Genomic DNA, 22,290 nt, shown 5'->3' on the forward strand with positions numbered 1-22,290 from the left:
ATAGTAGCGCCGCTTCACGGATCGATAGTCGCCGAGCCGCTCGGGTAGATCACGCCAGCGCCCACCCGAGCGGGCCATCCACAGCAGGGCATCAAGGAACTTCCGGTTGTCGGTGCGCGGGCCGCGCTTGCCCTTCGTACCGCCAGGCACAAANCNCTTGATCCGTTCCCACTGATCCTCTCGAAGCGCATCGCAGTCCATCGCTAACCTCCAAAAATCAGCGTTGAATCTGATTTGCCCTTCCTTGGGAATCCCAACCCGTTAAATCGTCACTACGTCCTAGTGACATACTTCGCCACCGGCCTATGCTCCACCTTTTGCTGCTTCCTTCGTTCGTATTGATGTGTTCCGCATATATTAGCAGGAGTGTATATTTCTAAATCAGCCGGCGTGCCGCCCGCTCCTCAAAGCCTCGCCGGTTAGGCCCAGCGGCCTGACGCTGCCAGTCCCCCTAGCACCCACGCCGCTGGGCCGCCCGTTCACGCCCGCTGATCTGATGTCTGCGGATGGCTGGTTAAGCCATGCTGCGATCGGGGACCCGGCGTCGCGGCGCGGCTGGCGGCACCTAGACGACGTCCCAGCGCATCCAGCCGCTTCGCCGAGGCGGTCGACGCGCCGGCCCCAACAAGAACCCCAAGCCGGTCAGGCCCGACGGTCGGTCGAACACACCTCGACAGCCTGTCGGGCCGCTGCCGCTGTCAATGGCACGGCCGATATGGGTAGAACTCGCCGGGCGGAGACCCCGCCATCAGGCCCGGCGAGCCTACAACCTGATCAGATTATGCGACCAGGGCCGGGATCAACCGGCAATCTGTCCGATGCAAGAACGATACCAGCACCTTAGTGCTGAAATGGGACAGGAGAGGACCAGCGTTCAAATGGCGCTGCTCGAAAGCCGGCTTCCAGTCGCGATTGCGTTCCCCGCTGCTGTCCCTCGAGGTGCCAGGAATGTCCACGCATCGTTGAGGTTGTTACTTGCCCCGGCCGAGAATCCGGTCGGCAACGTGGTCTAACGAGAAGGCGCCCTTGCGGCGCTGCTCGAAACCACCCGTCACGCTGGCATTTCAGGTCTGTCCATACCAATCGGCAGCCGCCAGCTACGGTCCGATGGCATCTGCCGTTGGCGCGTTCAGCCGGAAGACAACGTGGCTTCCCCAAAGGCGGGCCTTCGGCAATCTCCAGTCGAAACGCATGCTCGGCATGACACGATTCATTAACCAAGATGCTGTTCTTCGACATGACGTGTTGTGGGATGGCTGCCTGTTCGCCTGGTCAAGCCATCGCCGGGGAGGGTGCTGAAAAGAAGGCTCCGCATCCGGCGAAGACCTCAAATCGCCCGAAACAGGAACGATGTGCAAGGCATGAGCGTGATTGAAAGCCAACAGAACGCGTCCGGCGGTTTCCGCTGGTGGACACGGTTGCCGGCCTTCATGGTCGCTTTCTTCTGCATGTGCATCACCGATGCGTTCGCCGAAACGCGCTCTCTGCGAATTCAGCATCTCCATACGAGCGAAAAGGCCGAGATCGTCTTCAAGCGCAACGGGCGTTACGATCAGGCGGGACTGAAGAAGATCAATTTCATGCTGCGCGACTGGCGCCGCAACGAACCGACCAGGATGGATCCGCGTCTGCTCGATCTGGTCTGGCAGGCTTACCGCGCCAGCGGCTCTACAGCCTACATCCATGTGGTCAGCGCTTATCGCTCGCCGGCGACCAACGCCATGCTGCGCGGCCGCTCGAAAGGGGTGGCCCGGGAAAGCCAGCATATGGTTGGCCGCGCCATGGACTTCTTCCTGCCGGATGTGCCGCTGAAAAAGCTGCGCGACATCGGCCTGAAGATGCAGGGCGGCGGCGTCGGCTATTACCCGACTTCCGGTTCGCCGTTCATACACATGGATGTCGGCAATGTGCGGCATTGGCCCGGTATCAGCCGCCAGGAACTGGCCAGGGTCTTCCCGAACGGCAATACGCTGCATGTGCCGACCGACGGCCGACCGCTGCCTGGCTACGACCAGGCGTTTGCCGCCTACAAATCCCGCAAGGCCGCCGGCACGCCCAGCATCGAGCTGGCAAGCGCCGACAACGGCCAGCGCAAGCCGGCGCGTGGTCTGCTGGCAACGCTTTTGGGTGGGCCCGGCGCGAACGAAGCGGACGATGCCGCGCAAGTGGCGCCTGCGCCACGCAACTCGGCCAAGTCCGTTGAACCCAAGATGGCCGGTGAACCCAAGACGGCTGGTGAACCCAAGACGGCCGGAGAACCCAAGACGGCCGGCCAGGGCATCGCTGTCGTGGCGCCGGAGGCGGCCCAGCGGGCGGACATCCGGATGGCTTCCGCCGATCCGGCTGAAGAAACGCCCGCGAAGACGCCGGAAGCGATCGTCATGGCGATGGCGCCCGGCACGGTGCCGGTACCCGCCTTCGCACCGCGCGCCGGGCTCGCTGCCAGCATTCCAACCCCGCAAACCGTGCCGTTCGGCGTAGCCAGCGCATCCACGGCGGCTGAACCGGCGGCGACCGGAGCCGAAACTCCCTTGGCCAAGATGAATGCCGCTCCCGCTGTTACTGGTGCCGACATGCTGGCGCTCGACATCCCTGTCCCGACATGGCGACCCGAAGGCCAGACTGGCCCCGCGCGTCAGCCGGCGGCGGCCAAACCTGTCGATGCAATCGGTGCCTTGCTGGCCATGCATCACGCCGACGACGGTCTCGATCCGCTGGCCGGCCAGCGGGTTGCACTCCCCGCATCGAAACCCGAAGATCGTATCAGGACCAGCCCCAAGGCCAACCGCATCCAGCCAGGTCTCGATCCCGAAGCCACCGCCGTCATTGTGCCGCTTGAGACAAGTCGGCGCATCACCGGCCGAACCGGCTCGACAACGGCGACCATCATCGCCGCCAATTTCATCCGCACGGCGCCGGAGCAGGTCTATCTCGATGGATTCCAGCCACGACGACGGACGTCCGACCACCGCCGCTTCACCGGTTCGGCGGTAAAATTCCTGCCTATCGCCAGCTTCAAATAACAAAGCTTGAGCGCATCCGTTCACTGGCAAGCGAGAAGCCGCCGTCCTGACCGGTGTCGTTGGCAAACGGGTACCAGTCCGGCTATGAACGGTAAAAGATGTGGAGGCTAGTCAGCTTTTCCGTTGGAGCGCATCATGATCACACGCCGCGCACTTCTCAAAACCGCCGCCATCGCTGGCGCGAGCGGTTTTGGGCTTGCCGCGATCGGCAGGATTGGCGGCTGGGCCGCGACCACGCCTGAACCGGTGGTGCTGCGGACCGCGAAAATCCAGGCCAATCTGATGGATGTCGGCCAGACCAGGGATGTGCTGACCTACGGCAACGCCGGCATGCCTCCGGTGATCAGGATGAAAAAGGGCGAGCCTTTTGCCGCGCGCCTGGTCAACGCCATCGATGATCCGACAACCATCCACTGGCACGGCATTCGCCTGCCGAACAAGATGGATGGCGTGCCCTTCCTGGTGCAGCCTTACGTCTACACCGGCGACCATTTCGACTATGCCTTCACGCCGCCCGACGCCGGCACCTTCTGGTATCATCCGCATTGCAACACTCTGGAGCAGATGGGGCACGGCCTGACCGGTGTGATCGTGGTCGAAAACCCGAACGATCCGAAATTCGACGCCGAATTTGTCCTCAACCTGCGCGACTGGCGCCTTGGCGACGACGCTCAGTTCATCGACCAGTTCCGACCGCGCGATGCGGCCAGGACCGGCACCTACGGCACGGTGCGCACGGCGAACTGGCTCGACCAGCCACAATATGAAGCGCCGGCCGGCGGGTTGGTGCGGCTGCGCGTTGCAATCACCGATGTCACCCGAATCTACGCCTTTCGCGTCGACGGCGCCCAAGCTGATGTCATCGCGCTGGACGGCAACCCGGTGCCGCGGCGTTTTGCACCAGACGCCCTATTGATCGGACCCGGTCAGCGTCTGGAACTCGCTGTCCGCATGCCCGACGACGAGGGCGCGCTTGTGACCTTGCGGGACGTCAGGGGCACCAAGCCGAAAGCCTTGGCGACGCTGCGCGCGGTTGGAGCTTCCCTCAAACTCGACAGCCGCGATCTCGCACCGCTGGAGGCCAATCCGGTGGCCGAGGTCGATCTCACTACCGCCCAGCATATTTCGCTGGCGCTTAGCGCCACGGCGGAGAACGTCCCGAGCGACGGCATCTGCGGCTCGCTCGGCTACAGTTTCTGGGCCATCAACAAGGTGCCGTGGCCGGGCGATACGCCCGATCCGACCGCGCCTTTGGCCGAACTGAAGCTCGGCAAAAGCTACATCATCGACATGGAGAACCTGACGCCGCAATCGCATCCGATGCATTTGCATGGCATGAGCTTCAAGGTGCTGTCATCCTCGACGCGTCCGGTGCAGCCGCTGATTTCGGACACTTATCTCATCCAACCCAATGAGAAGGTGAGCCTGGGCTTCGTCGCCGACAATCCCGGCGACTGGCTGCTGCACTGCCACATCATCGAGCATCAGAAATCAGGCATGACGAGCTACGTCAGGGTGGTTTGAAGCGGTCACGACAATGTCAATTCGCAACCCTGGGCCAATAATTCGCGGCGAATGCGGATTTTCCCGGCGATTCCCTTGGAAATCGCCGGTTGCGAGTGGTTTCGTTGGCACAGGGGACCAGTCCCTGCTAATTCGGCCCCAAATCAAGAAGCTGTGGACATTCCCTGCATGACCAATGTCGCTTTGACGGGACTTGCCCGCGATCTCGCCAGACGCGCCGCCGAGGGCCGCCCCGTGCGCATCGGCGTCATCGGCTCGGGCGAAATGGGCACCGACCTAGTCACGCAAGGCATGCTGATGCCGGGCATCGCGGTCTGCGCCGTCTCGACCCGGCGCCCGCACACCGCGCGTGACGCCATCCGCATCGCCTATGGCGATGAGGCGATGGCGGTCGAAGCCGACACTGCATCGAAAGTCACGGGCGCCATCGAAAGCGGCAGGATCGCCATCACCTCGAACCAGATGCTGGTCACCAATCCACTGATCGACGTGGTCATCGACGCCACGGGAAAACCCGGCGTTGCCGCCGATTTCGACCTGATGGCGATGGAGCACGGCAAGCATCTGGTGATGATGAATGTCGAGGCCGACGTCACCATCGGCTGCTATCTCAAGCAGCAGGCCGACCGGCTTGGCGTCGTCTATTCGGTCGGCGCCGGCGACGAGCCGTCAAGCTGTATGGAACTGATCGAGTTCGCGTCCGCACTCGGACTGACGATCGTCTCGGCCGGCAAGGGCAAGAACAACCCGCTCAACCATGATGCCGTGCCCGACGACTATCGCGACGAGGCGGCCCGCCGCAACATGAACCCGCGCATGCTGGTCGAGTTCGTCGACGGCTCCAAGACCATGGTCGAGATGTGCGCCATCGCCAATGCGACCGGACTGGTGCCCGATGTGCCTGGCATGCATGGCCCCAAGGCCGACCGCGACGATCTCGTCAAGGTGCTGATCCCGCGCGAGGACGGTGGCCTCCTGCTGAAAAAGGGCGTCGTCGATTACACGATCGGCAAGGGTGTGGCGCCCGGTGTCTTCGTCATCGTCGAGGCGACGCATCCGCGCATCATCGAGCGCATGGATGACCTGCATATCGGCCATGGCCCCTATTACAGCCTGTTTCGACCATATCACCTGACCTCGTTGGAAGTGCCGCTGACAGCGGCCCGCATCGTGCTGTTCGGCAAGCCCGACATGGTGCCGCTGCCGAGGCCGGTCGCCGAGGTCTGCGCCGTCGCCAAGCGCGATCTCGCCGTCGGCGAGACCTTCGATGCGATCGGCGAAACCTGCTATCGCTCCTGGACCATGACCGTCGGCGAAGCCCGCGCCCAGCACGCCGTCCCGGTCGGCCTGCTCGAGGGCGGCAAGGTGCTGAAACCGGTCAGGAAAGGCGAGTTGCTGACCGCCGACAATGCAGCGCCCGACCAGACGACAGGACTGTTCGCCTTGCGCCGGCTACAGGATGAGATGCTGTACGGAGCTTGACGTTAGAGGTTGGTCCCATGAACCTTCGGATCAGCAACCCACGTGCGCGTGAGTTAGCTTTTCAGCTTGCCGCAAGACGCAAGGTTTCTATGACCAGAGCGGTTATCGATGCGCTTGAAAATGAATTGGTGAGAGAACAAGAACAAACATCCCTTGCAGGACGCCTAGCTGCCATTGCCGATGATCTCGGGTCCAAAGCGGGCCTTGGCCGGGCTGTGAGCAAGGACGAAATCGACGAGATGTGGAGCAATCCATAACGTCGTCGCATCGGTACCCGCAGTCGCCCTGATGACGCCGGACCCACAGCCTACTTGCCCAGTTCGATCGACCTTAGTCGCGCCGCTTCCACCGCTTGCGTGAGCAGGTTTGTCAGCCGGTCCTCGCCCATCAGCACGGCAAGCGCGGCCGCCGTCGTGCCGTTGGGGCTGGTCACCTGCTGGCGCAGCACACCCGGATCCTCGCGGCTTTCGGCGGCGAGCGATGCGGCGCCGTAGACGGTCTGCATGGCAAGCAGCTTGGCGGTTGCCGTCGGGAGCCCGGCCTTCTCGGCGGCAACGGTCAGCGCCTCGATGAAATGGAAGATGTAGGCCGGACCCGATCCGGACACGGCGGTCACCGCATCCATCAGGCCCTCGTCCTCGATGGTGGTCACTTCGCCGCTGGCCGACAAGAGGTCGGCGACGAAACGCTTGGTGTCTCCGGAAACCAGGGGATTGGAAAACACCACCATCATGCCCTTGCCGATGGCAGCCGGCGTGTTGGGCATGCAGCGCGCGATCGGCGCACGGTTGCCCAGGACCTGCTCGAAGGTAGCGACGGGCGTGCCGGCGGCGATGCTTACAAAAGTGGAGCGGCCGTCGCCGAAGCGCTTGTAGGCGGCGGTGACGTCACGGATCACCTGCGGCTTCACGGCGATGACGACGAGTTCAGGCACGGCATCCGCCGGAATACCTCCGGCTTCCGCCGCCGTGCCGCAGCCCAGAGTCGCCGCGCGCTGGCGCAGGTCTCCATTGGGCTCGACCACGAGAACCGCCGAGGGTGCAAGCTTGCCGGACTTCAGCCAGCCCGAGAGCATGGCGTAACCCATATTGCCGCAGCCGGCGAGAACAAGCCTGATCGTCATCGAGAGCCCTCCTAGGAAAGGCCATGACATAGACGCTCGCGGATCGGTGGGGAAGCCCTCTCAGGACCGCTGGACGGGCATGCGCACCGCGATCGGCGTTAAGTGCGGTGAACAGCACAACCATGATGAAGCAATCGCCGAGATAGATGTTCTCCTTGCGCAGCGGAATGCGCATGTAGTCGCACAACTGTGCGATGAGATAAGTCGCCACGCAAAGGGCAGGGATGCCCATCAGCACGGTTCTGAAGCTTTCAGATGTGTTGAAAGTTGCCGCAACCATGGCGTGAATTCCTGCCATCATCCTCCGCAAATTAACCTTTTGTTTCCCATGCCTGTTTAGCGTGGCTTAATGAATGGCCGACCGCCGCCGCCAAGCGACTAAAGAGTAAAGCTCCACGACAATGGTCGACAGGAAAAACCGTGAGGACTGGAAGCGCGAGCGCTCCTTGCTGGCGCTTGGCGAGGCCTTGCGTGGCGAGGACGACGCGTCGCTGGCGTCGATAGGAGACCGCGCGGACCCCTCATGGCGCGAGGATGCCGCCACCCGACATCGTCTGGCCCGTTCCCGGCGCGAGACGAAGGCGAGCCCGCCGCAGTCTGTCGCCGGTGAGGCTTTGCGGTTCCCCCCTGACGAGGAGCAGCCGTTTGAAGCCGACGACGCCTGGCGTTCGCGGGGACAGATCGGCACCAGCGATCTGCCGCCCGATATGCCGCGCGCAAGGTTGGCGCCGGAAGAACCTCCAGCGGCGGGTCGCGCTCATGATGCAACCGGATCCCGCGCAACGGGCAGAGCCGGCCCGTCTTCCAATGGCGGTACGGACGAAAGCCCCGGAAGGATCGGCGCACTCATATCGAGATTGCGCAAGGCCATGTCCCGCAAGCCGTCGGCCGAAGCCGACGACCTGTCCAGCGAGTTCGGCCTACCCGCCTTCGCCGACCACGGACGGCCGGCCAACGTTCCGATATTCCCTACGTATCCGAAGCCTGGTTTCGGACCTCGGCAGGCGGCCGGCCTGGATTATTCGCAGTTACCTTTCCAGCCAGGCCCCGAGGCCGGGTATGGGCGGCAAATGGCGTCGCCCTCGCGCTCGCCCCTGATGCCGCAATGGGGACTGCATCCAGCTCCGCCCTTGCCATCCTCCCCCTATGCGCAGCCGATGGGCTATCCTCCGGCGCAGCCCTGGTCGCAGGCGGGTCATACGCAAGCCACGGCGGGACCCTATGCGGCGCAAATGCCGTACCCGCCGCCGCCCGCTCCGACGCAGCCACCAGCCGTCCCGCATGCGAGGCCGATCCCGGTCAAGGAGGGTGGCGAACAACCATCGGTCGAAGAGATTCGCGCCAGCCTGCGCGAATTCCACGAAGCGGTCCGCCAACTCACGGAAAGCCGCACCCGTCGCCGCTACTTCTGAGCCACCAGATAGGTTGCGGAGGCCGAACAAAACCGTGCCGGTTTCGCGTAAACGGCATGGGAAGGCGCTTTGACGGGATTGCGAGCTTGTATTTTCGTGACAATGCCGCGCTGCAGATTGCCTGCGCCGCCGCATTGTGTTCTCGAAAGCGGCGTTGGGCGGAACGACATTGAGGGTGGTCCCATGGCCGAAGTGATTGACGGAAAGAGCGTTGCCGAAGACGTGGTGCGATCGGTCAAGGCGCTGACCGCCGAGCTGGTTGCCAAGGGCAAGGCCAAGCCAGGTCTGGCCGTGGTCATCGTCGGCGAGGATCCGGCGAGCCAGGTCTATGTCGCCTCCAAATCCCGCACCGCCAAGGAATGCGGCTTTCACTCGCTTCAGCACACGCTGCCGGTCGAGACGTCGGAGGCGGCACTGCTCAAGCTCATCGCCGAGCTCAACGCCGACCCGGCCATCAACGGTATCCTGGTCCAGCTTCCGCTGCCCGCCCATGTCGATGCCGGCAAGATCATCCAGGCCATCGCGCCGCAGAAAGATGTCGACGGCTTCCATTTCATCAATGTAGGCAAGCTCGGCACCGGCGAACTCGACACGGCGTTCGTTCCCTGCACGCCCGCCGGCTCTATGCTCCTGATCGAGCGCGTGCGCGGCAAGGACCTGTCCGGCCTCAACGCGGTCGTCGTCGGCCGCTCCAACATCGTTGGCAAGCCGATGGCCAATCTGCTGCTTGCCGCCAACTGCACCGTCACCATCGCCCACAGCCGCACCAAGGACCTGCCGGCGCTTGCCCGCACGGCCGACATTCTTGTCGCCGCCGTTGGCCGGCCGGAAATGATCAGGGGTGATTGGGTCAAGCCTGGCGCCACCGTCATCGATGTCGGCATCAACCGCATTCCCGCGCCCGAGAAGGGCGAAGGCAAGTCGCGTCTCGTCGGCGATGTCGCCTATGCCGACGCGGCCAAGGCGGCGGGCGCGATTACCCCGGTGCCCGGCGGTGTCGGGCCGATGACCATTGCCATGCTGATGGCCAATACGTTAGCTTCGGCCTACCTTGCGGCCGGATTGAAGCGGCCTTCCTTCTGAGCCCGGGTTGACCCTGAAAGCCGCAGCTTTGCCGAATCCCACTATTTCCCCGGAACGGCCGGTCACGAATGATCCCGTTCAAGGAGGCCGGCAGTTCGCTTTCCTGCTGGTCGACAAGTTCTCCATGTTCTCGCTGGCCGCCGCGATCGACACGTTCCGGTCGGCAAACCGCCTGCTCGGTCGCGATTTCTACGGTTGGACTACGGTGTCCGCCGATGGCGATCCGGTGATGGCCTCCAACGGCCTGCCGCTCAAGATCGACTACGCCGTCGCCGATCTGCCGCCGGTCGACATACTCTTCGTCTCGGTCGGCCTGACGACGGAATTTCCGGGCAAGAGCAAGGTTCTGGCGGCCTTGCGCAGCTGGGGCCGGCGCGGCAACGCGCTGGGTGCCTTGTCGGTCGGATCCTACCTGCTGGCCGAGGCCGGCCAGCTCGAAGGCTATCGCTGCACCATCCATTGGGAAAACCGCGCCGGCTTCGTCGAGCGCTTTCCCGACATCAACTGCACGGGCAATGTCTTCGAGATCGACCGCAAGCGCTACACCTGCGCCGGCGGCACCACCTCTATCGACCTGATGCTGGAGATCGTGCGCGGCGATTTCGGCTCCAACCTCGCCAATGGCGTCGCCAACCAATTTCAGCACGAGCGCATCCGCTCCGCCGGAGACCGCCAGCGCGTCGGGCCGGAGCGTGACCTGACGGGCAAGTCGGAGAAGCTCAGGCGCATCGTCGAACTGATGGCCGACCATCTCGACGAGCCGCTGTCGGCGGTACAGCTCGCCAAGTCGGCGGGCCTTTCGGTGCGCCAGGTGGAGCGGCTGTTCCTGCGCCATCTCAACGTCACGCCCGGGCGCTACTATATGCGGCTTCGGCTGGAGCGGGCTCGCGAATTGCTGCGTCAGACCAACATGCCGATCCTCGACGTGGCGATCGCGACCGGCTTCACCTCGCATTCCTATTTTGCCCAGAGTTATCGGCTGCAATTTGGCCGCCCGCCCTCGGAAGAGCGCCGCACCACATACTGAATTAAGTACGCAGGGCCTATGCGAGCTTCGTTGACAGCAGTGGCTTGTGTCCCGGCACGCGCTCAAATAGCTTCAGCCGGCGGACGGGGTGGCTATTCAGGAGATTTCGATGGCGATACTTGCGCGGAGCTTCGCTGCGGCGATCCTCCTTTTGTCGACGACGACATTCGGCTTTGCCGCCAACAAGGTCATCATCATCCTCGACGCGTCGGGATCGATGTGGGCGCAGATCGATGGCAAGCCCAAGCTCGAAATCGCCCGCGAATCGCTGAGGACCGTGCTTCAATCGGTTCCCGCCGCCGACGAGATCGGCTTCATGGCCTATGGTCATCGCGAGAAAGGCAGCTGCGACGACATCCAGCTTATCGTGCCGCCTCAGGCGGGCTCGGCAAGCGCCATCTCGGCGGCCGCCGACAGTATGAAGTTCCTCGGCAAGACGCCGCTGACGGCAGCCGTCAAGCAGGCGGCCGAAGCGCTGAGATACACCGAGGACAAGGCGACCGTCGTCCTCATCACCGATGGGCTCGAAACCTGCGGCGGCGATCCTTGTGCGCTCGGCAAGGAACTCGAAGCCTCCGGCGTCGATTTCACCGCCGATGTCGTCGGCTTCGGCCTGACCGCCGACGAAGGCAAGCAGATCGCCTGCCTCGCCGACAACACCGGCGGCAAATACATCCAGGCATCCGACGAGAAGGCGCTGCAGGAAGCGCTGGTCGAGACTGTGGCGGCCCCGGCACCAGCGCCCGGGCCAGCACCGGCACCAGCGCCTGAGCCGGCGAAGTCCGAGTTCAATTTCATGCCGACCGTGGTGCTGGCCGAGGGCGGCGATCCCGTCACCGACGGCAATGCCTGGGAAATCTATAAGGCCAAATCGGACGGCACGCGCGGCGACAACATCACCACCGAATACGGCGACTACAAAGCCAATCTGGAACCGGGCGACTACATCATCGTCGCGCGCGACGGCGAGGCCAAGGTCGAACAGAAGATCAAGATCGAGGCAGGCCAGGTCTACAAGCCGCTGTTCACCTTGAATGCCGGCACGCTTATCCTGCATCCGCGTCCCAGCCAAGGTGCGGATGTCGTGAGCGGGGCGGCTGTCGTGATCGCCTATCCGGGCGTCGGCAACCCCCCGACCTATTATGGAGACGCGAAAGTCGTGTTGCCGGCCGGCGACGAGAAAGTGACCGTCACGATCGGACAGGGCGTGGTCACCGAAACGATTCCGCTCGCTGCCGGCAGGGTGATCGACAAGGACATTATCGTCGGCGTCGGCCATGTCCTTGCCAACGCATATTATGCGGCCGGAGGCGACAAGGCCGATGGTTCAGGCATCGGCTTCAAGGTGCTCAAGGCCAAGAAGAAGATCGATGGCACCCGCGACGAGGTCACGTATGCCTATGGCCCCGACAGCAAGTTCGACCTGCCGCCGGATGACTATGTGTTGATCGCGACGGTTGACCTCGCGGTCGTGGAACAGCCTTTCAGCGTCAAGGTCGGCGAGTTCCAGGACCTCAAGGTCGCCATGGATGCCGGCGTGCTGGCTGTCACGGCGCCCGGCACCTCCAAGATCGAGATTTTCGAGACGAAGAAGGACATCAATGGCAATCGCAAGTCGATCGGCTACGCCTATGACGAGAAGTATCAGGCCGCGATAGCGGCGGGCGACTACGCGGTAGTCTCGGAGAAGTCGGACAACAGCAAGAAGGAAGGCACCGTGACCGTGAAGGCTGGCGAGCGGGTTGAATTGACGGTGCCATAAGGATCGCGATTTCGACCAGCAAAAAGGGCGGCCACGAGCCGCCCTTTTTCATGCCGTACAGAATGCGTCAGGCGGTTCCGAACGCACCGGCGCCGTGGTCGGCACGCCCTACCAATTGGCGGAAACCGGCGAACAGCTCGCGGCCGAAGCCAAACTCGTTGCCGATCAGGTCGGCTTCGGCTGTGCGGCGCAGCGCGAGCTCGGTCCCTGGCACCAGCACCTCCAGCGTGCCGGCATCGGCGTCGAGGCGGATGACGTCGCCGTCATGGATCCGCGCGATCGGTCCTTCTTCGACCGCTTCCGGCGTCACATGGATCGCCGCCGGCACCTTGCCGGAGGCGCCCGACATGCGTCCGTCCGTGACCAGCGCGACACGCTGGCCGCGGTCCTGCAGGATGCCAAGCACGGTGGTCAGCTTGTGCAGTTCCGGCATGCCGTTCGCCTTCGGCCCCTGGAAGCGGATGACGGCGATGAAATCACCGGTGAGCGTGCCGGCCTTGAAGGCGTCGTTCAGCCCCCGCTGGCTATCGAACACCTTGGCCGGCGCCTCGATGACGCGCCGCTCCGGCTTGACGGCGGAGGTCTTGATGACAGCGTGGCCGAGATTGCCCACCAGCACTTTCAGCCCGCCCGTCGGCTGGAACGCCTTGTTGAACGGCGCCAGCACCTTTTCGTCGCCGCTTATGCGCGGCGAAGCCTCGCGCAGCACGCCGCCGTCGGCGCCGAGCTTTGCCTCGACCGCATAGGGCCGCAGGCCTTCGCCCCACACCGTCTGCACATCCTCGTGCAGGACACCTTCGTCGAGCAGTTCGCGGATCAGGAAGCCGAGCCCGCCCGCCGCGTGGAAATGGTTCACGTCGGCAAGGCCGTTCGGATAGACGCGCGCGAGCAGCGGCACCGCTTCCGAGAGATCGGAAATGTCCTGCCAGGTCAGCGCGATGCCGGCGGCCGCCGCCATGGCGATCAGGTGGATGGTGTGGTTGGTCGAGCCGCCGGTGGCGTGCAGGCCGACGACGCCGTTGACGAACGAGCGTTCGTCGATCATCCGGCCGACAGGCGTATAGGCGTTGCCGAGTGCGGTGATCGCCAGCGCCCGCTTCGTCGCTTCGCGGGTCAAGGCATCACGCAGCGGCGTGCCTGGATTGACGAAGGACGCGCCCGGCGTGTGCAGGCCCATGATCTCCATCAGCATCTGGTTGGAGTTCGCCGTGCCGTAGAAGGTGCAGGTGCCCGGCCCATGGTAAGACTTGGACTCGGCTTCCAAGAGTTCGGCGCGACCTGCCTTGCCTTCTGCATAGAGCTGGCGAACCTTGGCCTTCTCGTCGTTGGGCAGACCTGTCGTCATCGGCCCGGCCGGGATGAACACCGCCGGCAGATGGCCGAAGGTGAGTGCGGCGATCACCAGTCCCGGCACGATCTTGTCGCAGACGCCCAGATAGACGGCGGCGTCGAACATGTTGTGCGACAGGCCGATCGCAGCTGCCATGGCGATCACGTCGCGCGAAAACAGTGACAGCTCCATGCCGGGCTGGCCTTGTGTCACGCCATCGCACATCGCCGGCACGCCGCCTGCGACCTGGGCGATGCCTCCGGCCTCGTGCGCGGCCTGCTTGATCAGGGCGGGGAAGGTCTCGAAGGGCTGATGCGCCGACAGCATGTCGTTGTAGGAGGTGATGATGCCGAGATTGGGCACCTTGTCGGCGCCGAGCGCCAGCTTTTCCGAGGGGCTGCACACCGCGAAGCCATGGGCAAGATTGCCGCAGGACAGCACCGACCGGTTGGCGGTCTGGTTCGACGCTTCGGCGATACGGCTCAGGTAGCGCTCTCGGCCCGGTTTGGAGCGCTGGCGTATCCGCTCGGTGATGGCTTCGATATCGCGTCTTGCGGTCATGGCATCAGGTCCTTTCAGCCGAGGTCCCGGAAACATCCTCCCGCCGTTGCCGGGACCATTTGTAAACTTGAAATCAGGGCGCCCAGAAAACCTCCACGGGTTTGGGCGATGCGTCGAGCACGGCGCGGATCGGCTTGCGCGGTCCGGGCGCGACAGCGTTGTCGAAGGCGACGCGCTTGTCCTCGCCCTCTATGTGCAAGGCGAGGAAATCCGCATCGATGATGCGGGCGAGCGTCAGGGTCAGCCGCGGCTCGCCGGCGCTTTTGGCATGAACGGGCAGGATCATCTTGTCGGAGACCGGGTCGAGCAGCTTCGGCAGATCGTCGGCGTCAGGAAAGAACGAGGCGGTGTGGCCGTCTGGTCCCATGCCGAGCACCACGACATCGAGCGGCCAGGGCAGGGATCGCAGTGCCGCATCGTCGGATGTCGCGGCATCCTCGATGCCGGCCGCCTCGTGGTAGAGCGGAACGAAACGGGCGGCCTTGGCCGCGTTCTGCAGCAGGTTCGCGGCCACCAGCCCGGCATTCGATCGCGGCGAGGAGGCCGGCACGAAGCGTTCGTCGACCAGCGTCACGATCACCTTGTCCCAGGCGATCGGCGCCGCGGAGAGAGCGGCAAAGAACTTTGCCGGCGTCGTGCCGCCGGAGACAGCCAGAAACGCCTTGCCGCGCTGATCGATCGCCCTCGTTAGGCGATCGGCCACCTTTGCAGCCAGCGCCGAGGCCAGTTGCGGACGGTCGGCAAAGGCATTCCAACTATAGCTGGTGCTGTTCAATTGCTCTCGTGCCATGTCCGCCCGTCGCGTTCGATCAGCGCTATCGAGGCCGACGGCCCCCATGTGCCTGCCGTATAGCCCTGTGCTTCCTGCTTGGCGCCTTCCCAGGCATTCTGGATCGGGTCGATCCACTTCCAGGCGGCCTCCACCTCGTCGCGACGCATGAACAGGGTCTGGTTGCCACGGATCACATCCATGATCAGCCGTTCATAGGCGTCGGGCGCGCGGCCGTCGAAAGACTGCGCGAAACTCATGTCGAGCGAGATCTGGCGCAGCCGCATGCCGCCCGGACCTGGATCCTTGATCATGATGAACTGCTTGACGCCTTCGTCCGGCTGCAGCCGGATGACCAGCTGATTGGCGAAGATCGGCCCAGCGCCGCTGTCGCCGAATATCGAATGCGGGATCGGCTTGAACTCGATGACGATTTCCGAAACCCGGGTCGCCAGCCGCTTTCCGGTCCTGAGATAGAACGGAACACCTGCCCAGCGCCAGGTACCGATCTCGGCCTTGATGGCGACGAAGGTCTCGGTGTCGCTGTCCTTGCCGAGTTCCTCGACATAACCTTTCACCGGTCCGCCCGCCGACGCACCGGCACGATACTGGCCGCGCACGGTGTGCTTCGGCGCTTCATTGCCGTTGATGCGCTTCAGCGCCCGCAACACCTTCAGCTTCTCGTCGCGCACGGCGTCGGCGTCCATCGACGACGGCGCTTCCATGGCGACCAGGCAAAGCAGCTGCAGCATGTGGTTCTGCACCATGTCGCGCAGCGCGCCGGCCTTATCGTAATAGGTGACGCGATCTTCCAGGCCGACGGTCTCGGCGACGGTGATCTGCACGTGGTCGATATGGGCGGAATTCCACAGCGGCTCGTAGAGCGCATTGGCAAAGCGCAGCGCCATCAGGTTCTGCACCGTCTCCTTGCCGAGATAATGGTCGATGCGGAAGATCTGGCTTTCATGGAAGTCGTCGCCGACCAGGTCGTTGAGCGCCTGCGCCGAGGCGAGGTCGCGGCCGATCGGCTTCTCCAGCACGATACGCGAATTCGGCGTGATCAGATTGTGCTCTTTGAGCTTGTGCGAGATATCGCCGAACAGCGCCGGCGCCACGGCCAGGTAGAAGGCGCGGATGTGATCGCTTTCGCCAATCGCCTTTTTCAGCTTGTCGAAGCCGGCGCCGCTCGTCGCATCGGCCGGGACGTAGGAAAGCCGCGCCAGGAAGGTCTTCAACTCCTTGGCATCGATATCGGCCGGCTTGACGTGATCCGAAATCGCCTGCCTGGCGAAGGCCTGGAACTCCTCGTCGCTCATTTTCGAGCGCGACGTGCCGATGATGCGCGTCGGCTCGGAGAATTGATGGTCGCGCTGGCGATAGTAGAGCGACGGCAGCAGCTTGCGCTCCGACAGGTCGCCGGTGCCGCCGAAGATGATGAAGTCGAAAGGGTCGACGGGGATGATCTGGCTGGTCATGGTCTGTCCGCTGTGACGCCGGTCGCGAGTACGCGGCTGATATATTCTAATCGATTTAAATTTTCCAGTGCCATGCTGTCACATCGAGGACCAATCGCTGGATATTGATTGGGTCCACCTGTGCGCTTGACACTGGCGCCACCGGGAGGCTTGTCGGTGAACGAAGACTCCGGAAGCTTTCGCAGTTGCAGCATAGAACGTGAATGTGACGAAAGCTAATGCATGTCGCCCGGAACTGTCCTCGGTTCCGGGATAACGACATGCATAAAATCAGAAGCTTGCAGCAGGTCGGGCGAATCCTATTCGCCGCGACATGCTGTAAGGGAGAAATCGTACCTATCGTGGCACCGGCCGGACTGTCAGCCCTTTCGCGTAAGCTGCGCGATGAACCTAAGGAGCGGTAACGCATGCGTCTGGAAAACAAGGTCGCCATTATCACCGGTGCGGCATCAGGCTTCGGCGAAGGCATGGCCAAGCGCTTCGCGCAAGAGGGCGCCAGGGTTGTTGTCGCCGATCTCAACGCCAAGGGGGCGGAACGCGTCGCAGGCGAGATCGGCGACGCGGCGATCTGGACGCAGACCGATGTTTCGCTGCGCTCCGAGTTCGACGAGATGGTCTATGCGGCCAAAAGCGCCTTCGGCCGCATCGACATCATGGTCAACAACGCCGGGTTCACCCACCGCAATGGCGACATGCTCAAGGTCGACGAGGAAACTTTCGACCTGATCACATCAGTCAACATGAAGGCGATCTATCACGCCGCCCGTGCCGTCGTGCCGATTATGGAGCGGCAGGGCGGTGGCGTCATCCTGACCACGGCGTCCACCGCTGGCCTGCGGCCTCGGCCCGGCCTCACCTGGTACAATGCCTCGAAGGGCTGGGCGATCACCGCCACCAAGTCGATGGCGGTGGAACTCGCGCCCAGGAACATCCGCGTCAACTGCCTCTGCCCGGTCGCCGGCGAGACCGGCATGCTGGAGAAATTCATGGGCGCCGACACGCCCGAGATCCGCGAGACATTCCGCGCCTCGATCCCGCTCGGGCGGCTGTCGACCCCACTCGACATCGCCAATGCGGCGCTATGGCTGGCTTCGGACGAAGCCGCATTCGTCACCGGCGTGGCGTTGGAAGTCGACGGCGGGCGCTGCATCTGAATGCGGCGATGTTCGGATATTACGCGCCGGGCTTGACGTAGCTCTTGTACACCCAGCCGTGCTTGCCGTTGTAGACGATCTCGCACCACTTCTTGCAGCCTATCAGTTGCACTGAAGTCCGGGCAGGAACCGAGCCGATGGGGGTAGCGCCCTTCTTTGGGGCACTGCGCATGGTGACAGTCCTGAGAATACGGCCGCTGCCTGCTGCCGCCACCTTGCGCGGCTTCGCTTTGGCTGCGGTATCCTCGTCGTCTTGTGCATTCGCGGGTTTTTGGTCCGCCACTTGCGGCTGCGTCTCCGGAATGGCGGCGGTCTGCGCGCCATCGGGATTGCTGCTGTTCGCAGGTGGGCTCGGCACGGCAACCTTGGCAAGCTCGTCGGTGGCATCGGTATCGGTAGACGATTGGGCGAATGCGGCCGCCGTTTTGTCAGGCGTCGGCTCAGGCTGCTTGGCTACCTGGCTGGGGGCAGCCGTTTGATCGGGATCTGCTGCCGCGGCAGCAGCCTTCTGCCGTGCCCCGGTCCAGCGAGGATCGTTGGCCGCAAGCGCTTGTATGTTGCCCGCCGCCGCTACCATGGTCGGTGGGACCTGGCTGGACTTGCGCTCTACCCGCGGTGTCACGGCAGCCGCTGTCACCGTAGTTCCCGAAGGGGAAACTTTCGTCGTCTTCACCGGAATGCTCGGAATGCTCTGCTCGGGGCTGGCGACCGCTTGCCTCTCGCTGGTCGGCAATGCCAGCCAGAGTGCCACCGCGGCAACGCCAAGCAGAGCGGCGGTACCGACCGCGGCAATGACCAGATGCGAGTTCGAGCGGACTCCCTGCCAGAATGACGGGCGCATGTCATAGCCGAACTGCATGGCAAAGCGCCGACGTTCCGGAGCACCGAAACTGAAGGGCTCTCTCACTCTCTTGCCACCTCCATAAGCGGGCCGGTGTTCTTTCGATCAGATATCGCAAATCATGCGTTCGATCAGCATCGGTCCCAAAACGCGGACAGGCCCGCAACAATCCCCGAACAATCGCCCAGACGCGGACCTTTCGCCCGCGATTGTGGCATCAGTACGCCATTATCAAGGATTCTGCACCTTCGCCGGCAATTCCGCAATGTGTCGCCAGGGCAACAAATGTTACATGGATATTACAATATTACATGAGATCGTGATCGTATGGGATAACGGCCATCCAATCCCTGCCTAAAGCACGTCGCGTGGAAACGGACTTATACAACGCGCTTTTAGATCTTGTTTTGATGCGCGTCGTTCTTCCCAGGCACATCACTTTTGCACGACGCATTAGATCCTGTCCCGCAGCGCAAACCAGTTGAGCGCGAGGAAAAGCAGCGGCGCCCGGAACCGGCGGCCGCCAGGAAATGACGGAATTTTCAATTCCTCGATCAGCTTCAGCCGGTCGCGGTTGCCGGTGACGGTTTCGGCATAGAGTTTGCCGAAGAAGTTGGACAGCATGACGCCGTGACCCGAATAGCCGCCGGCCGAGATCACATTCGGCATCACTTCACGCACGAACGGCTTTCTTGGCACCGTGATCCCGACATAACCGCCCCAGCCGTGGGTGATCTCGACATCGCTCAGCGCCGGATAGAGTTCCGCGATCTGGCGGCGAATATGGATGTGAATATCCTTCGGATCGTTGACGCCATAGATCTCGCGTCCGCCGAACAACAGCCGGCCATCTCTGGATTTGCGGAAATAGCGCACGACGAAACGGGAATCATCGACCGATTCGCCCCCCGGCAACACTTTCGATTCCGACCCCAGCGGCTTGGTCGCGCCGATGAAGGATCCGATCGGCATGATGTGCGCGGCACTAACCGGCTCGAGCGTTCCGCCATAGGCATTGACCGCGATCAGGCATTTCTGCGCCGAGATCGTCCCTCTCGGCGTGGAAACCCTGACCTTGCCCCCCGCGGATATGATGCCGGTCGATGGCGTTCCTTCGAACAGGTGCGCGCCGGCTTGTGCCGCCACCCGCGCGGTGCCGATCACCAGCTTCATCGGATGGATATGGCCGGTGCCGGTGTCGCGCGTGCCGCCGAAATAGGCGCTCGAGCCCAGCCGCTCCGCCGTCTCCTTCGCATCCATGAAGGAGATATGCGGGTAGGAGAAACGGCCGGCCATGATCTCGGCATGGGCCTTGTAGTCGTCGACATAGCGCGGCTTGTGCGCAACCGAAAGCTGGCCCGGCATGTAGTCGATATCGATCTGGTTGATGGCCGCGAAATCAAGCAGGTGGGCTTTGGCCTCCTCGGCAAGATCGAACAGCGCCTTGGCGCGGGAAAGGCCGTATTCGGCCTCCAGATCCTCGGCCCAGGCGCGCTGGCCGGTGCCGAGCTGGCCGCCATTGCGCCCTGAGGCGCCATCGCCGAAGCGGTAGGACTCGATCAAAACGACATTGGTCCCTGCCTTTGCCAGATGCGTTGCCGCCGACAAACCGGTAAAGCCGCCGCCGATGATAACCACATCGCAGGTCCGGTCGCCATCGAGCGCCGGATATTCAGGCCGTGGGCCGGCCGTGTCCTCATACCAGGATCGGCCAGGGGAGATCGGGGATTGATAAGGCATGATGCTCTGTTAGGCGAGTAGGGGAGTAGGGGAGTAGGGGAGTAGGGGAGTAGGGGAGTAGGGGAGTAGGGGAAGCTAGTCGAGTGCAAGTTTACGGATTAGCAGCCGAAGGAGTTTTCCTACACTTTCGGTACTTGCCAACAACGAGGATGTCGTCGTTTGCGGCGCGATACCGATACGCTCGGCGATGAGAAGCTGAGTTTCCAGCTCCTTCAATGAGCCTTGAGCGATACGGAGAAATTGCTGGTAGGAACCTCGGACTTCTCTGCCATAGCCCTCGGCTATGTTCGCTGGCACCGAGGTTGCGGCTCGCCGCACTTGGCTGGTCAGTCCGTAAAGTTCCTCCTTGGGCCAGGATTTCGTCGCGCCGTAAACCGCCACCGCAAGATCCATTGCTTGTTGCCAGACTACCAGATCCTTGTAGGAGCCCGTTTTCTCCGTCATTTTCCCCTACTCCCCTACTCCCCTACTCCCCTACTCCCCTACTCCCCTACTCCCTTAAACGTTGAGCAGCAGATATTCCCGCTCCCACGGACTGATCACTTCCATGAACGTCTCGAATTCCGCACGCTTGATCGCCGCATAGGTGGCGGCGAAAGACTTGCCCAGCAACGCGCAGAGTTCCTCGTCGCCTTCGAACAAGTCCACGGCTTCGAGCAGGCTGCGCGGCAGGTCTATCTCGTCCGCATTGGCGGTTGTAAGCACGGGCGGTTCGGCCTTGATCTTCCTGGTGATGCCGATCAGCCCGCAGGCGAGCGAGGCTGCAAGTGCCAGGTAGGGATTGGCGTCGGAGGACGGAATGCGGTTCTCGACGCGCCGCGCCGCGGGGTCGGAACGCGGCACCCGGAACGCCGTGGTGCGGTTGTCGTAGCCCCATTTGTTGTTGACGGGAGCCGATGCCGCCTGCGTCAGCCGCCGGTAGGAGTTGACGTAGGGCGCGAACATCACCAACGCGTTCGGCACGTGCTTTTGCATGCCGCCGATGAAATGGAAGAAATCCTCGGTTTCGGAACCATCCTCGGCCGAAAAGATGTTCCTGCCCGTCTTCTTGTCGACGATCGACTGGTGGATATGCATGGCGGAGCCCGGTTGGCCCTGGATCGGCTTGGCCATGAAGGTCGCGTAGATCTCGTGCTTGAGTGCCGCCTCACGGATGGTGCGCTTGAACATGAACACCTGGTCGGCAAGTTCGATCGGGTCGCCATGGCGCAGATTGATCTCGAGCTGGCCGGCGCCCTCTTCGTGGATGAGCGTGTCGATCTCCAGCCCCTGGCTTTCGGAGAAATGGTAGATGTCGTCGATCAGTTCGTCGAACTCGTTGACGCCGGCGATCGAATAGCCGGCGCCGCCGCCGATCGCGCGCCCCGAGCGACCGACGGGCGGGGTCAACGGATAGTCCGGGTCCGGGTTCTTGCGCACGAGGTAGAACTCGATCTCAGGCGCCACGACCGGCTTCAGCCCAAGCCTGTCATAGGCTGCAAGGACGCGCTTCAGCACATTGCGCGGCGTGAACTCGACCGAGCGGCCGTCCTGGTGGACGAGGTCGCAGATCACGGCCGCCGTCGGGTCTTCTTCCCAAGGTACCACCGTCAGCGTCGACAGGTCCGGCATCAGCTTGAGGTCGCCGTCGTCTTCAGGGTAGTGGAAGCCGTTGCCGTCCTCTGGATAGCCGCCGGAAATCGTCGTCATAAAGACGGCCGAAGGCAGCGCCAGCGAAGTGTTGGAGGTGAATTTCTTCGACGGCATCATCTTGCCGCGCGCCACGCCGGCCTGATCGGGTGTGATGCATTCGATATCTTCGATGCCGCGCCATTCCAGCCAATCGCTGACTTCCTTCCAGTTCTTCACACCACGCAGGTTTTTCACAAAGGCAGGCGTGCGCGCCCGTCCTCCGCGGCTCGACGGACGGACTTCCTTTTTTGCAGGCGGCATCATTCACCAGATTGGGTTGCGGATTTCGGAGTATAGCCGTGCCGCGCGATGG

18 protein-coding genes and 1 pseudogene are annotated in these 22,290 nt (G+C 63.1%); 9 read left to right on the top strand and 10 right to left on the bottom strand.

The genetic code is table 11. The features are described 5' to 3' along the window. Positions 1-201: IS5/IS1182 family transposase (locus M653_RS0119185; RefSeq protein ID WP_027144787.1), on the bottom strand; the 201-nt coding region annotated here is incomplete at its 3' end. Positions 202-1,361: 1,160 nt separating this feature from the next. On the opposite strand from M653_RS0119185, the gene M653_RS0119190 reads away from it, so the two are divergent. The 4 genes from M653_RS0119190 (at position 1,362) to M653_RS01000000133035 (ending at position 6,286) form a co-directional block, all read left to right on the top strand. Then, positions 1,362-3,023, top strand: coding sequence for a DUF882 domain-containing protein (locus tag M653_RS0119190; RefSeq protein WP_027144788.1), 1,662 nt, complete (start codon positions 1,362-1,364; stop codon positions 3,021-3,023). A 135-nt stretch (positions 3,024-3,158) separates the two neighbouring features. Continuing rightward, a complete protein-coding gene (locus M653_RS0119195) occupies positions 3,159-4,547 on the top strand; it encodes a multicopper oxidase family protein (protein WP_032935623.1) in 1,389 nt (462 codons plus the stop codon). A gap of 168 nt (positions 4,548-4,715) precedes the next feature. Continuing rightward, on the top strand, positions 4,716-6,029 hold the full coding sequence (locus M653_RS0119200; RefSeq protein WP_027144790.1) for an NAD(P)H-dependent oxidoreductase: 1,314 nt from the start codon (positions 4,716-4,718) through the stop codon (positions 6,027-6,029). Between the two features lie 17 nt (positions 6,030-6,046). Further along, complete coding sequence (locus tag M653_RS01000000133035) at positions 6,047-6,286, top strand: type II toxin-antitoxin system VapB family antitoxin (RefSeq protein ID WP_032935608.1); 240 nt, start codon at positions 6,047-6,049, stop codon at positions 6,284-6,286. A 50-nt stretch (positions 6,287-6,336) separates the two neighbouring features. On the opposite strand, the gene proC is transcribed toward M653_RS01000000133035, so the two are convergent. Both proC and M653_RS1000000137775 read right to left on the bottom strand, forming a co-directional pair. Further along, entirely contained in the window at positions 6,337-7,152 is an 816-nt protein-coding gene (proC, locus tag M653_RS0119205) for a pyrroline-5-carboxylate reductase (RefSeq protein WP_027144791.1), read from the bottom strand. Between the two features lie 94 nt (positions 7,153-7,246). Beyond that, positions 7,247-7,390 (bottom strand): annotated as a pseudogene (locus M653_RS1000000137775) (O-antigen ligase family protein); the annotation flags it as partial. Positions 7,391-7,553: 163 nt separating this feature from the next. Between M653_RS1000000137775 and M653_RS0119210 the strand changes: the two are divergent. From M653_RS0119210 to M653_RS0119225, 4 genes are all read left to right on the top strand, one after another. After that, positions 7,554-8,564, top strand: a complete 1,011-nt coding sequence (locus M653_RS0119210) for a hypothetical protein (RefSeq protein ID WP_027144792.1) — start codon at positions 7,554-7,556, stop codon at positions 8,562-8,564. 183 nt (positions 8,565-8,747) lie between these two features. Continuing rightward, on the top strand, positions 8,748-9,647 hold the full coding sequence (folD, locus tag M653_RS0119215; RefSeq protein WP_027144793.1) for a bifunctional methylenetetrahydrofolate dehydrogenase/methenyltetrahydrofolate cyclohydrolase FolD: 900 nt from the start codon (positions 8,748-8,750) through the stop codon (positions 9,645-9,647). Between the two features lie 28 nt (positions 9,648-9,675). Continuing rightward, positions 9,676-10,674, top strand: coding sequence for a GlxA family transcriptional regulator (locus M653_RS0119220; protein ID WP_032922464.1), 999 nt, complete (start codon positions 9,676-9,678; stop codon positions 10,672-10,674). A gap of 109 nt (positions 10,675-10,783) precedes the next feature. Beyond that, complete coding sequence (locus M653_RS0119225; protein WP_027144794.1) at positions 10,784-12,436, top strand: VWA domain-containing protein; 1,653 nt, start codon at positions 10,784-10,786, stop codon at positions 12,434-12,436. A 67-nt stretch (positions 12,437-12,503) separates the two neighbouring features. Here M653_RS0119225 and edd read toward each other — a convergent pair whose 3' ends face one another. The 3 genes from edd to zwf all read right to left on the bottom strand — a co-directional run bounded on the left by edd (position 12,504) and on the right by zwf (position 16,571). Then, positions 12,504-14,327, bottom strand: a complete 1,824-nt coding sequence (gene edd, locus M653_RS0119230) for a phosphogluconate dehydratase (protein ID WP_027144795.1) — start codon at positions 14,325-14,327, stop codon at positions 12,504-12,506. A gap of 73 nt (positions 14,328-14,400) precedes the next feature. Beyond that, positions 14,401-15,117, bottom strand: a complete 717-nt coding sequence (gene pgl, locus M653_RS0119235; protein ID WP_084636765.1) for a 6-phosphogluconolactonase — start codon at positions 15,115-15,117, stop codon at positions 14,401-14,403. After that, positions 15,099-16,571 carry a glucose-6-phosphate dehydrogenase gene (gene zwf / locus M653_RS0119240; RefSeq protein ID WP_027144797.1) on the bottom strand — a complete coding sequence of 491 codons (1,473 nt, stop codon included), beginning with the start codon at positions 16,569-16,571 and terminating at the stop codon, positions 15,099-15,101. Before zwf ends, pgl begins: the two co-directional genes overlap by 19 nt. A gap of 407 nt (positions 16,572-16,978) precedes the next feature. Between zwf and M653_RS0119245 the strand changes: the two genes are divergently transcribed. Beyond that, on the top strand, positions 16,979-17,725 hold the full coding sequence (locus tag M653_RS0119245; protein WP_027144798.1) for an SDR family oxidoreductase: 747 nt from the start codon (positions 16,979-16,981) through the stop codon (positions 17,723-17,725). A 19-nt stretch (positions 17,726-17,744) separates the two neighbouring features. Here the strand turns inward: M653_RS0119245 and M653_RS0119250 are convergent, their stop codons facing one another. The 4 genes from M653_RS0119250 to M653_RS0119265 form a co-directional block, all read right to left on the bottom strand. After that, positions 17,745-18,584 (bottom strand): SH3 domain-containing protein, encoded by an 840-nt coding sequence (locus M653_RS0119250; RefSeq protein WP_245262227.1) that lies wholly within the window; start codon positions 18,582-18,584, stop codon positions 17,745-17,747. 435 nt (positions 18,585-19,019) lie between these two features. Beyond that, positions 19,020-20,306: an FAD-binding oxidoreductase gene (locus M653_RS0119255; protein ID WP_027144800.1), complete on the bottom strand. Its 1,287-nt coding sequence runs from the start codon at positions 20,304-20,306 to the stop codon at positions 19,020-19,022. 75 nt (positions 20,307-20,381) lie between these two features. After that, positions 20,382-20,750, bottom strand: a complete 369-nt coding sequence (locus M653_RS0119260) for a four helix bundle protein (RefSeq protein WP_032935612.1) — start codon at positions 20,748-20,750, stop codon at positions 20,382-20,384. A 54-nt stretch (positions 20,751-20,804) separates the two neighbouring features. Continuing rightward, positions 20,805-22,241 (bottom strand): glutamine synthetase family protein, encoded by a 1,437-nt coding sequence (locus M653_RS0119265; protein WP_027144802.1) that lies wholly within the window; start codon positions 22,239-22,241, stop codon positions 20,805-20,807. Positions 22,242-22,290: the final 49 nt, after the last annotated feature.

Origin of the sequence: Mesorhizobium sp. WSM3626 (genome assembly GCF_000513935.1) — a bacterium.
GTDB lineage: Bacteria > Pseudomonadota > Alphaproteobacteria > Rhizobiales > Rhizobiaceae > Mesorhizobium > Mesorhizobium salmacidum.